At 63.0% G+C, this 12,020-nt stretch carries 13 protein-coding genes; 9 read left to right on the forward strand and 4 right to left on the reverse strand.

All coding sequences use genetic code 11. The annotated features are described in order from the left end of the window. The first annotated feature begins 11 nt into the window (after positions 1–11). From queG to plsY, 5 genes are all read left to right on the forward strand, one after another. Positions 12–1,253 carry a tRNA epoxyqueuosine(34) reductase QueG gene (gene queG, locus BG60_RS11535; RefSeq protein WP_034471570.1) on the forward strand — a complete coding sequence of 414 codons (1,242 nt, stop codon included), beginning with the start codon at positions 12–14 and terminating at the stop codon, positions 1,251–1,253. After that, on the forward strand, positions 1,250–1,726 hold the full coding sequence (locus BG60_RS11540; protein ID WP_034471573.1) for a methylated-DNA--[protein]-cysteine S-methyltransferase: 477 nt from the start codon (positions 1,250–1,252) through the stop codon (positions 1,724–1,726). Before queG ends, BG60_RS11540 begins: the two co-directional genes overlap by 4 nt. Beyond that, positions 1,723–2,652, forward strand: coding sequence for a site-specific tyrosine recombinase XerD (xerD, locus tag BG60_RS11545; RefSeq protein ID WP_034471576.1), 930 nt, complete (start codon positions 1,723–1,725; stop codon positions 2,650–2,652). Before BG60_RS11540 ends, xerD begins: the two co-directional genes overlap by 4 nt. Before the next feature lie 97 nt (positions 2,653–2,749). Continuing rightward, complete coding sequence (ybaK, locus tag BG60_RS11550) at positions 2,750–3,241, forward strand: Cys-tRNA(Pro) deacylase (protein ID WP_008342744.1); 492 nt, start codon at positions 2,750–2,752, stop codon at positions 3,239–3,241. 36 nt (positions 3,242–3,277) lie between these two features. Next, a complete protein-coding gene (gene plsY, locus BG60_RS11555) occupies positions 3,278–3,904 on the forward strand; it encodes a glycerol-3-phosphate 1-O-acyltransferase PlsY (protein ID WP_008342743.1) in 627 nt (208 codons plus the stop codon). 61 nt (positions 3,905–3,965) lie between these two features. Here plsY and BG60_RS11560 read toward each other — a convergent pair whose 3' ends face one another. Beyond that, positions 3,966–4,451 (reverse strand): YajQ family cyclic di-GMP-binding protein, encoded by a 486-nt coding sequence (locus BG60_RS11560; RefSeq protein ID WP_008342740.1) that lies wholly within the window; start codon positions 4,449–4,451, stop codon positions 3,966–3,968. Between the two features lie 103 nt (positions 4,452–4,554). Between BG60_RS11560 and murB the strand changes: the two genes are divergently transcribed. Next, on the forward strand, positions 4,555–5,571 hold the full coding sequence (murB, locus tag BG60_RS11565) for a UDP-N-acetylmuramate dehydrogenase (RefSeq protein ID WP_034471578.1): 1,017 nt from the start codon (positions 4,555–4,557) through the stop codon (positions 5,569–5,571). Between the two features lie 55 nt (positions 5,572–5,626). On the opposite strand, the gene BG60_RS11570 is transcribed toward murB, so the two are convergent. Both BG60_RS11570 and argF read right to left on the reverse strand, forming a co-directional pair. Further along, a complete protein-coding gene (locus BG60_RS11570; protein WP_034471580.1) occupies positions 5,627–6,856 on the reverse strand; it encodes an argininosuccinate synthase in 1,230 nt (409 codons plus the stop codon). Between the two features lie 163 nt (positions 6,857–7,019). Then, entirely contained in the window at positions 7,020–7,949 is a 930-nt protein-coding gene (gene argF / locus BG60_RS11575) for an ornithine carbamoyltransferase (RefSeq protein WP_008342737.1), read from the reverse strand. Positions 7,950–8,466: 517 nt separating this feature from the next. On the opposite strand from argF, the gene BG60_RS11580 reads away from it, so the two are divergent. After that, complete coding sequence (locus tag BG60_RS11580; protein WP_034471582.1) at positions 8,467–8,805, forward strand: DUF3579 domain-containing protein; 339 nt, start codon at positions 8,467–8,469, stop codon at positions 8,803–8,805. Between the two features lie 163 nt (positions 8,806–8,968). On the opposite strand, the gene rpsT is transcribed toward BG60_RS11580, so the two are convergent. Continuing rightward, positions 8,969–9,247 (reverse strand): 30S ribosomal protein S20, encoded by a 279-nt coding sequence (rpsT, locus tag BG60_RS11585; protein WP_008342733.1) that lies wholly within the window; start codon positions 9,245–9,247, stop codon positions 8,969–8,971. A gap of 369 nt (positions 9,248–9,616) precedes the next feature. Here rpsT and murJ point away from each other — a divergent pair, with 369 nt between their 5' ends. Together murJ and BG60_RS11595 are read left to right on the forward strand one after the other, a co-directional pair. Continuing rightward, positions 9,617–11,167, forward strand: a complete 1,551-nt coding sequence (gene murJ, locus BG60_RS11590) for a murein biosynthesis integral membrane protein MurJ (RefSeq protein ID WP_034471584.1) — start codon at positions 9,617–9,619, stop codon at positions 11,165–11,167. Next, positions 11,167–12,009 (forward strand): SirB1 family protein, encoded by an 843-nt coding sequence (locus tag BG60_RS11595; RefSeq protein ID WP_008342728.1) that lies wholly within the window; start codon positions 11,167–11,169, stop codon positions 12,007–12,009. The genes murJ and BG60_RS11595 overlap by 1 nt, the downstream gene beginning before the upstream one ends. The last annotated feature ends 11 nt before the right edge of the window (positions 12,010–12,020 follow it).

The raw sequence follows: 12,020 nt of genomic DNA on the forward strand, positions 1-12,020 counted from the left end.
AAAATGTCGTGATGAACCGATTGCCGGAACATTCCGTTGAAATCACGACAGCGTCCAGCGACGCCGCCGCTGAATCCGATTCAGAGTCTCGCGTCTTCGATCTCGATGAAAACGCGCTGGCAGAACTCGCGCAGCGCATCAAGACATGGGGGCGCGAGTTGGGGTTCGGTGCGGTCGGCATCAGCGATATCGACCTGACGGATGCCGAGAAGGGCCTGACTGATTGGCTCGAAGCAGGCTATCACGGCGAAATGGATTATATGGCCAAACATGGGATGAAACGCGCAAGACCGGCCGAGCTTGTGGCCGGCACGCGACGTGTCATCACCGCGCGCATGGCCTATCTTCCTGCGGAAACGCTCGCGAAAAAGGGCGATGAAAGTGTCGCGACAGCCGACGGTCAGAAGAACGACTGGCGCGCGATCGAATGGTCGCGGCTCGCGAAGCCGTCGCAGGCGATGGTCTCCATCTACGCACGCGGGCGCGATTATCACAAGGTCATGCGCAATCGCCTGCAGCAGCTGGCGGAGCGCATCGAGCGCGAGATCGGGCCGTTCGGGCATCGCGCGTTCACGGATTCAGCGCCAGTGCTCGAAGTCGCGCTCGCGCAGAAAGCGGGCGCCGGCTGGCGCGGCAAGCATACGTTGCTGCTCGATCGCGACGCCGGATCGCTCTTCTTCCTCGGCGAAATTTTCGTCGATGTCCCGTTGCCCGTCGATCCGCATCCCGAGCACGAAGGCGCGCATTGCGGGCAGTGCACGCGCTGCATCGGCGCGTGTCCGACGGGCGCGATCGTGGCGCCGTATCGCGTCGACGCGCGGCGCTGCATCTCGTATCTGACGATCGAACTGCACGGCAGCATTCCCGAGGAGATGCGTCCGCTGATCAGCAATCGCGTGTATGGATGCGACGATTGTCAGCTCGTCTGTCCGTGGAACAAGTTCGCGCAGGCCGCGCCGGTCGCGGATTTCGACGTGCGCCACGGACTCGATCGCGCGACACTCGTCGAGCTGTTCGCATGGAGCGCGGCGGATTTCGACACGCGCATGCAGGGCAGCGCGATCCGGCGCATTGGGCATGAGCGCTGGCTGCGCAATATCGCGGTCGCGATGGGCAATGCGTTGCGCGATCCGTCGCTCGATGCGGAAGAACGCGAAGCGATCGCCGATGCATTGCGCGCGCGTGCGGACGATTCCTCGGCGTTGGTGCGCGAGCATGTGCTGTGGGCGCTCGATCAAGGGACAAGAACGTGAAGCCATTCGATGCCGTGATCGACGCCCCGTTCGGCAAGGTCGGCATTCGCGCCGATGCGCAATGCGTGCGCGAGATCGTCTATCTGCCGGACGATGTCGGCAGCATTGAGCCTGAAACGCCGCTCGCGAAGGAAGCCGCCGCGCAGATCCGCGCGTATTTTCAGACGCCTTCGATGCGCTTCGACCTACCGCTCGCGCTTCGCGGCACCGCGTTTCAGCAGCGCGTATGGCGCGGCATCTCGGGCATCGCGGCGGGCCAAGTCTGGACCTATGGCCAGCTCGCGCGCGAGATCGGCAGCGTGCCGCGCGCGGTCGGGCAGGCGTGCGGCTCCAATCCGCTGCCGATCGTGATACCGTGCCACCGGGTAGTGGCCTCGGGCGGGATCGGCGGTTTCGCGCATCATCCCGGCGAAGGTTTTTATCGCAACGTGAAGCGCTGGCTGCTGGCGCATGAAGGTGTATCGATCGCATGACGAGCGCAACGACTGAAGCAATACAAGCACCGGAACTCGTCGCGAGTCAGGACGCGATCGATCTCTTTTGCGATGCGCTCTGGCTCGAACACGGCCTCGCCAAGAACTCGCTCGAAGCGTACCGGCGCGACCTCAAACTCTTCGCGGAATGGCTCGGCAAGACGCGCGGCGCGTCGATCGATGCCGCCGTCGAAGCCGACATGAACGGCTACATGGCCGCGCGCCGCGGCGACAAGGCGACGTCCGCGAACCGGCGTCTGTCGGTCTTTCGGCGCTATTACGCGTGGGCGTTGCGCGAGCATCGCGTGTCCGCCGATCCGACGCTCAAGCTGCGCTCGGCCAAGCAGCCGCCGCGCTTTCCGTCGACGCTCAACGAGTCGCAAGTCGAAGCGCTGCTCGGCGCACCCGACATCGAGACGCCGCTCGGCTTGCGCGACCGCACGATGCTCGAACTGATGTATGCGAGCGGCCTGCGCGTGACCGAGCTCGTCACGCTGAAGACGGTCGAAGTCGGCCTGAACGAAGGCGTCGTGCGCGTGATGGGCAAAGGCTCGAAAGAACGCCTGATTCCGTTCGGCGAAACGGCGCACGACTGGCTCGAACGCTATCTGCGCGATGCGCGTCAGGTGCTGCTCGGCGCGCGCTCCGCCGATGCGCTCTTCGTCACCGCGCGCGGCGAAGGCATGACGCGCCAGCAGTTCTGGAACATCATCAAGCGTCATGCGCTGAACGGCGGCGTGCACGCGCCGCTCTCGCCGCACACGCTGCGGCACGCGTTCGCGACGCATCTGCTCAATCACGGCGCGGACCTGCGCGTCGTGCAATTGCTGCTCGGCCACTCGGACATCTCCACGACGCAGATCTACACGCACGTCGCGCGCGAGCGGCTGCAGAAGCTGCATCGGGAGCATCATCCGCGCGGATAGCGTCATCTGCGAACGATCGTGCCACGGCCGCGTTGCGCTGCATACTCGGCCGAATGGCCGATGGTGAGCGCCACGGCGCGCCGCTACAATGCGTGGCATGTCGAAAGCCAAACACGTGTCCGAAACGCCCGCGACGCAATTCCTGCGTCGTCACAAGGTTGAATTCGGCGAGCATCCTTACGATTACGTCGAGCACGGCGGCACGGAGGAATCCGCGCGTCAGCTCGGCGTGGACGAACATATCGTAGTCAAGACGCTCGTCATGGAAGACGAGCACGCCAAGCCGCTGATCGTCCTCATGCACGGCGACCGCACGGTATCCACGAAGAATCTCGCGCGTCAGATTGGCGCGAAGCGCGTCGAACCCTGCAAGCCCGAAGTGGCGAACCGGCATTCGGGGTTTCTCGTGGGCGGCACGTCGCCGTTCGGCACGAAAAAAGCGATGCCGGTGTACGTCGAATCGAGCATTCTCGAACTCGATCGCATCTATCTGAACGGCGGGCGACGGGGGTATCTCGTGAGCATCGATCCGAACGTGCTGACCGAGTTGCTGGGCGCGAAACCCGTGCAGTGCGCGAGCGTCGATTAGAATGCGTTCCGCTCTCGCCATAACCGAAAAGACACCATGATTTTTCTGCTCGTCGCCGTCGCGTCCTATCTGATCGGATCGATTTCGTTTGCCGTCGTCGTGAGTCACGCGATGGGACTGGCCGATCCGCGCTCGTACGGCTCGGGCAATCCCGGCGCGACGAACGTGCTGCGCACCGGCAACAAGAAGGCCGCGATCCTGACGCTGATCGGCGATGCGTTCAAGGGCTGGCTGCCCGTGTGGATCGTCGCGCACTTCGGCGCGAGCTTCGGCTGGGATCAAACGGGCATCAACACGGCGACGGCGCTCGCGGCCATCGCCGTGTTCCTCGGGCATCTGTACCCGGTTTTCTTCAAGTTCCAGGGCGGCAAGGGCGTCGCGACGGCGGCGGGCGTGCTGCTCGCGATTCATCCGGCGCTCGGTATCGCGACGCTGCTCACGTGGCTCATCATCGCGTTCTTCTTCCGCTATTCGTCGCTCGCGGCGCTCGTCGCGGCCGTGTTCGCGCCGTTCTTTCAGGTGTTTCTGTTCGGGCCGAGCCGCATCTCGCTCGCCGTGCTGGCAATGAGCCTGCTGCTCATCTGGCGGCATCGCGCGAATATTTCGAAGCTGCTGGCGGGCAAGGAAAGCCGCATCGGCGAGAAAAAGAAGGTCGCCGAATAATGCAAAAAAGCCGTTCCGGCGCAAACCGGAACGGCTTTTTCGCTTCTGAAGCAATCAGGAATCAGTCGCGGAAGTTGTTGAAGTCGAGCGGCGTGTCCGTGACTTCCTTCTTGAGCAGCGCGATGGCGCTTTGCAGGTCGTCACGCTTCGCGCCTTGCACGCGCACAGCGTCGCCCTGAATGCTCGCCTGAACCTTGATCTTGCTGTCCTTCACGATCTTGACGATCTTCTTCGCCAGATCGCCCGACACGCCTTTTTTCACCGTGACGACTTGCTTCAATTTGTCGCCGCCGATTTTCTCCTGCTTGCCGTAGTCGAGGAAACGCACGTCGACGCCGCGCTTGGCCATCTTGTTCAGCAGAACGTCCTTCACCTGGCCGAGCTTGAAGTCGTCGTCGGCGTAGAGCGTGAGTTCGCGCTCCTTCTGCTCGACGCGTGAATCCGAACCCTTGAAGTCGAAGCGCGTCGAGATTTCCTTGTTCGATTGCTCGATCGCGTTCTTCACTTCGATCATGTTTGCTTCGCTGACGACGTCAAACGATGGCATCTGTCTTTCTCCTTCATTGAGGCGACGAGCGCGCCGGGCAGGCGTGGCTCGCGCAATCGCTATAATCACGGACCTGTCGTCATTCTACCGACGCGCTTCGTTCATGTCGCTCCAGCTCCTCTCCGATTTCTCTCTGCTCGCCCACAACACGTTCGGCTTCGACGCGCGCGCGCGTCACGCGATGCGTATCGATTCCGTCGATGCGGCCGCCGCGCTCGCCACCGATGCGCGCATCGCAAACATGCCGCAACTCGTGCTCGGCGGCGGCAGCAATATCGTGCTGACGCGCGATTTCGACGGCGTCGCGCTGATCGTCGGCATTCGCGGCAAACGCGTGATCGGCGAAGACGACGATGCGTGGCTCGTCGAAGCCGGCGCGGGCGAGAACTGGCACGATTTCGTCGCGTGGACGCTCGCGCAGGGCATGCCGGGGCTCGAAAACCTCGCGCTGATTCCCGGCACGGTCGGCGCGGCGCCGATTCAGAACATCGGCGCGTACGGGCTGGAAATGGGCGAGCGCTTCGAGCGGCTGACGGCGGTAGAACTCGCGACCGGCGCACGCGCGAAATTCGATCGCGCCGCGTGCGCCTTCGGTTATCGCGACAGCTTCTTCAAGCGGGCAGGGCGCGGGCGCTTCATGATTACGTCGGTCACGTTCCGGCTGCCGAAAGCGTGGACGCCGCGCGCGGATTACGCCGACGTCGCCCGCGCGCTCGACGGCGCCACGACGCCGGATGCGCAAGCCATTTTCGATGCGGTCGTCGCCGTGCGCCGCGCCAAGCTGCCCGACTGGACCGCGCTCGGCAACGCGGGCAGCTTCTTCAAGAATCCGGTCGTGAGTGCGCAGGCGTTCGAGGCGCTCAAGCAGCGCGAACCGGGCGTCGTTTCGTACCCGCAAGCCGACGGGCAAGTGAAGCTCGCGGCGGGCTGGCTGATCGACCAGTGCGGATGGAAAGGGCGCGGCATCGGCGGCGCGGCGGTGCACGATCGTCAGGCGCTCGTGCTCGTGAATCGCGGCGGCGCGACGGGCGCGCAGGTGCTCGAGCTCGCCGAAGCCATCAGGCGCGACGTGCTAGCACGTTTCAATGTCGAACTGGAGATGGAGCCGGTGCGCGTCTGAAAACGAAAAAACCCGCCGCGGCGGGTTTTTTCTCGAGCCTGATTCCAACGAAAGATCAGTCCCCGCGCTGACGGCGCGCGTTCTCCGCGATACGCATGCGCAGTGCGTTCAGCTTGATGAAGCCGCCGGCATCGGCCTGGTTGTAGGCGCCGCCGTCGTCATCGAACGTCGCGATGGTCTTGTCGAACAGCGTTTCCTTCGAATCGCGAGCGACGACCGACACGCTGCCCTTGTAGAGCTTCACGCGCACCCAGCCGTTGACCTTCTCCTGCGTGTGGTCGATCAGCACCTGCAGCGCGCGGCGCTCCGGGCTCCACCAGTAGCCGTTGTAGATCAGGGATGCGTAACGCGGCATCAGATCGTCCTTGAGGTGCGCCACTTCGCGGTCGAGCGTGATCGACTCGATACCCCGATGCGCCTTCAGCATGATCGTGCCGCCCGGCGTTTCATAGCAGCCGCGCGACTTCATGCCGACGTAACGGTTCTCGACCAGATCCAGACGGCCGATGCCATGCTTGCCACCGAGACGGTTCAGCTCGGTCAGCATCTCGGCGGGCGACAGGCGCTTGCCGTTCAGCGCGACCGGATCGCCCTTCTCGAATTCGATATCGACATATTCCGCCTGATCCGGCGCCTCTTCCGGCGATACGGTCCAGCGCCACATTTCGGCTTCGGCCTCGGCCTTCGGGTCTTCCAGATGGCGGCCTTCGAACGAGATGTGCAGCAGGTTCGCGTCCATCGAGTAGGGCGCGCCGCCTTGCTTGTGCTTCATTTCGATCGGAATGCCGGCCTTTTCCGCATACGCGAGCAGCTTTTCGCGCGAGAGCAGGTCCCATTCGCGCCACGGCGCGATCACCTTGATGCCGGGTTCGAGCGAGTAGTAACCGAGCTCGAAGCGCACCTGATCGTTGCCCTTGCCGGTCGCGCCGTGCGAGACGGCCTGCGCGCCGGTCGCGCGCGCGATCTCGATCTGACGCTTCGCGATCAGCGGACGCGCGATCGACGTGCCGAGCAGATACTCGCCTTCGTAGATGGTGTTCGCGCGGAACATCGGGAACACGAAATCGCGGACGAACTCTTCACGCAGGTCTTCGATGAAGATGTTTTCCTGCTGGATGCCGAGCTGGAGCGCCTTCTTGCGCGCGGGCTCCAGCTCCTCGCCCTGACCGATGTCGGCGGTGAAGGTCACGACTTCGGCGTCGTAGTTGTCCTGCAACCATTTCAGGATGACGGAGGTGTCGAGACCGCCCGAATAGGCGAGCACGACTTTCTTGATATCGCTCATGGTGAACTCGTGTGCGGAAAAGCCGGTGCGGCGGTTGTGCGCCGCTTCGCGTCCGCCGGGCGCGCGACGGGCATGAAGTGCGCGGAAAAACTACTATTCTGACATTAAAAAGCCGCGCCTCCGCAAATTTGGGATGCGCGGCGAATCGGCAGCGCAGATTCGCTCAGTGATTCAGCTTGCCGAGCAGGAGATACTCCATCAGCGCCTTCTGCACGTGCAGACGGTTCTCCGCCTCGTCCCATACGACGCTTTGCGGACCGTCGATGACTTCCGCGCTCACTTCCTCGCCGCGATGCGCGGGCAGGCAGTGCATGAAGAGCGCATCGGGATGGGCGCGCGCCATCATCTCGGCATCGACGCAGTAGTCGGCGAACGCCTTCATGCGCGCTTCGTTCTCGGCTTCGTAGCCCATGCTGGTCCAGACGTCCGTCGTGACGAGATCGGCGCCGGCGCAGGCTTCGTTCGGATCGTCGAATTCTTGAAAAAACGGCTTGCTTTCCTCGGCAACCAGCGCGGGATCGAGCTTGTAGCCGAGCGGCGTGGAGAGACGCAGTTTGAAGCCGAGAATCTGCGCCGCTTCGATCCACGTGTACAGCATGTTATTGGCGTCCCCGACCCACGCGACGGTCTTGCCGGAAATCGGACCGCGATGCTCGTAGAACGTGAAGATGTCCGCGAGCACCTGACACGGGTGATATTCGTTGGTCAGCCCGTTGATGACCGGCACGCGCGAGCTTTCCGCGAAGCGCCGGATGATGTCCTGGCCGAACGTGCGGATCATGATGATGTCGACCATGCGCGAGATGACCTGCGCCGAATCCTCGATCGGCTCGCCGCGGCCGAGTTGCGTATCACGCGTATTCATGAACACCGCATGGCCGCCGAGCTGGAAAATGCCCGCTTCGAACGAAAGGCGCGTGCGCGTCGAGCTCTTCTCGAAGATCATCGCGAGCGTGCGATCGTGCAGCGGATGATAAGTCTCGTAGTTCTTGAACTTGCGCTTCAGGATGCGCGCGCGTTCGAGCACGTACTCATAGTCGTCGAGGGAAAAATCCTTGAACTGAAGATAGTGGCGAATTTTCTTGGCGGTCATGAAACGCAAGCGGCGGCTTCGAACCGGCCGCCGCGCGTGAGTGTCGAGGCCGGACGGCGCCGCCGTCGGGAGTGGGTATCGCGTTTGAGCATAAAGGATTTTGCGATGTTTGACGAGGCTGGCCAAAAGGACGAGGATGCGCGCGCAGACCCGTCTCACGGCCTCGGGCTGTCCCTGATGGACGCATCCCATGTCTGTGTGCGCTGCGGAAAACAGGCCGCTGCGGTATAATCACGCTCGCTCGTTTCAACAGTTCTGCAACATTCAGCACCGTTTCACGCGCTTCTGCGGCGAAGGGTTCGCAAGAATCCGGTCGGCGTGACTTTGCGCGTTCCGATTTCGCGGTGGATTGCCCAGTGCTGTCGAGTCCGCCATTTCCTGTCGCGGGCGCGGACGATTCCGCCAGAATCGACCCGCGCAAGACCGCCCGGCGCTTTTCGCTAGCCGGCTCCTGCGGTTCCTGCGTCAGGCATGTGCGTTCCGGTGCGCGTCACCGGCCGTCAAAAGGTATTGCTACATGGCTGAATCATCCCCTACCGAGTACTTCATTCAAGGCATCACCAAGAGCGGGAGGAAATTTCGGCCGAGCGACTGGTCCGAGCGTCTCGCCGGCGTGATGTCGGGCTTCGGCCCAAAGGCGAAAGGGCCCAACGCCCGCCTGCAATATTCCATCTACGTGCGTCCGACGATGATCGGCGACATCAAGGTCGTGATTGTCGATTCCCGCCTGCGCGACATCGAACCGATGGCGTTCGACTTCGTTCTTAACTTCGCAAAAGACAATGATCTGGTTGTGACCGAGGCGTGCGAATTGCCGCCGCATCACGGCACGCAGACGCAGCAGCCTCAGCCCTGACCTCCGCGCGACGAAAGCCACAGACGAAAAGCGATAGACGCAAAAAAGCCCGCCGAAGCGGGCTTTTTCGTTACTGCGCAGCGGAAACAGGAAGCTGCTTCGGCGAACGCCCCGAACGCGAAACTCGCGAAACCGGAATGCGCCCGCCGGAAGCGAGCCGGAATTACTGGGCAGCGGGGGCTTGCAGGCCCTTGATGGCTGCAGCCAGGCGGCTCTTGTGACGAGCTGCCTTGTTCTTGTGGACGATCTTCTTGTCCGCGATGATGTCGAGCGTCTTGACCGACGTCTTGAACACTTCGGCGGCCTTGGCCTGATCGCCGGCTTCGATAGCCTTGCGAACTGCCTTGATGGCCGTGCGGAACTTCGAGCGCAGCGCCGAGTTGTGCGAGTTGGCTTTGGCGGCCTGACGGGCGCGCTTGCGAGCTTGTGCGGAATTTGCCATGACGGTTTCCCTTTTCCTGTTTCGCTGTTACTTGTCCGGAGCGCGCGGGGCCGGCGAAGGCCATGAAAGCCCTGACGCGGGCGATCGAGCGCGCTGCCTTTGATCTGAAATCCCGGGAACGATTGCCCGAGAACCTCTAAAACATCGCCGGCCGGGGCCGGAAAAGACGCGAAGCCGCAAAATCGGAGCGATTTTTGGAGCTTCGAAACCCGCGATTATAGCAAGGGAATATGAGACATGACAAGCGCGGCGTGGATCGCGCCGGCACGGGGCGGCTGCCTTGTCATCGGTCAAACGTGCGGCATTGGCCGCCAGCATTGCCCCGAGTCTCGTGGGCGCGCCGCTCGCGGCCCGTATAATAAGCGCCCCATGAATCTATTCCGAGCCCTGCTGACGGTCAGCGGCTTCACGCTGCTGTCGCGCGTGACCGGCCTGATCCGCGAAACGCTGATCGCCCGAGCCTTCGGCGCCAGTATCTATACCGACGCGTTCTACGTCGCGTTCCGAATCCCCAACCTGCTGCGGCGTCTGTCCGCGGAAGGCGCGTTCGCGCAGGCGTTCGTGCCGATCCTCGCCGAGTTCAAGAACAGCAAGGGCCACGATCCGACCAAGGCGCTCGTCGACGCGATGTCGACGGTCCTCACCTGGTTCCTCGTCGTGCTGTCGCTTCTCGGCATGCTGGGCGCGAGCTGGGTCGTGTACGCGGTCGCGTCGGGGTTGTCGCACGAGGGCGCGGCGTACGGCCTCGCCGTCTCGATGACGCGCATCATGTTCCCGTACATCGTCCTCATTTCGATGACGACGCTCGCCTCGGGCGTGCTCAACACGTACAAGCAGTTTTCGCTGCCCGCGTTCGCGCCCGTGCTGCTGAACGTGTCGTTCATTGCCGCGGCGGTGTTCGTCGCGCCGCATCTGAAGATTCCGGTTTATGCGCTCGCGTATGCGGTGATCGTCGGCGGCGTGCTGCAATTGCTCGTGCAACTGCCCGGCCTGAAGAAGATCGACATGACGCCGCGCATCGGGCTGAACTTCCGCGCCGCGCTCGCGCATCCCGGCGTCAAGCGCGTGCTGCTGAAAATGGTCCCGGCGATGTTCGCAGTGTCGGTCGGGCAACTGAGCCTCATCATCAACACGAATATTGCGTCGAACATCGGGGCGGGCGCGGTGTCGTGGATCAACTACGCCGACCGGCTGATGGAATTCCCGACCGCGCTGCTCGGCGCGGCGCTCGGCACGATCCTGCTGCCGAGCCTCTCGAAAGCGCACGTCGACGCCAATCACGACGAATACTCCGCGCTGCTCGACTGGGGCCTGCGCATCACGTTCCTGCTGGCCGCGCCGAGCGCGATCGCGCTGTTTTTCTTCGCCGAGCCGCTCACCGCGACGCTCTTTCACTACGGCAAGTTCGACAATCGTTCGGTCGTGATGGTCGGCCACGCGCTGTCGGCATACGGGATCGGGCTGATCGGCCTCATCCTCATCAAGATTCTCGCGCCGGGCTTCTACGCGAAGCAGGACATCAAGACGCCGGTGAAGATCGCGATCTTCGTGCTCGTCATGACTCAGGTGAGCAACTACATCTTCGTGCCGATTTTTTCTCACGCGGGCCTGACGCTCTCGATCGGCCTCGGCGCGCTCGCCAACGCGCTGCTGCTGTTCGCGGGGCTGCGCCGCCGCAAGATCTATGAGCCTTCGGCGGGCTGGCTGCGCTTTTTCGTGCAACTGATCGGCGCGTGCCTGATTCTTGCGGGGACGATGCATTGGGTGGCGATCAATTTCGACTGGATCGGCATGCGCGCGACGCCGGTCCTGCGCATCGCGCTTCTCGGTGCAAGTCTCGTCGTGTTTGCCGCGTTATATTTCGGTATTCTTGCCGCAATGGGCTTCAAGTACGCCTATTTCAAGAGACGCACGCTTTGATGACGACAACGCGTATCCTCGACTACTTCTCCTCGCTGATGGCGGACGACGACAGCCTTCCGCTCACGGAAGCCGCCTTGTCGCTCGCGCAGGACGCGTATCCCGATCTCGACATGCAGGCCGCGCTCGCGGAGATCGACGAACTCGTCGTGCGCGCCCGTCGCCGCATGCCCGATGACGCCGACGCGAAGCAGAAAGTCGATGCGCTGAATCGCTACTTTTTCCGCGAGCTGGGCTTCTCCAGCAATCTCAACGATTACTACGATCCGGATAACAGCCATCTGAATGTGGTGCTGCGTCGCCGGCGCGGCATTCCGATCTCGCTTGCCGTCATCTATCTGGAAATGGCCGAGCAACTCGGCCTGCCGGTGCGCGGCGTATCGTTTCCGGGGCATTTCCTTTTGCGCGTCGCGACGCCGGGTCACGATCTGATGCTCGATCCGACGACCGGCCAGACGCTCTCCGAAGCGCAGATGGTCGAGATGCTGGAGCCGTATGTGCAGCGTGTGGGCGAGTCGATCGGCAGCGCGTTGCGCGTGCTGTTGCAACCCGCGACGCGGCGCGAGATCGTCGCGCGCATGCTGCGCAATCTGAAGGGTATCTATCTGCAAACGGAGCGGTGGCAGCGTCTGCTCGCCGTTCAGCAGCGGCTGGTGATCGCGTTGCCGAACAGCATCGAGGAAGTGCGCGATCGCGGTTTCGCGTATGCGCGGCTCGATTATCTGCGACCGGCGCTGGAAGATTTGCAGCGATACATCGAGATTCGTCCGGATGCCGAGGACGCGACCGTCGTCGAAACCGAGCTGCACGAGTTGCGGCAGCGCACGCAGCAAGGCGACTGAACCACGCCGCG

This window comes from Caballeronia zhejiangensis, assembly GCF_000698575.1.
GTDB lineage: Bacteria > Pseudomonadota > Gammaproteobacteria > Burkholderiales > Burkholderiaceae > Caballeronia > Caballeronia zhejiangensis.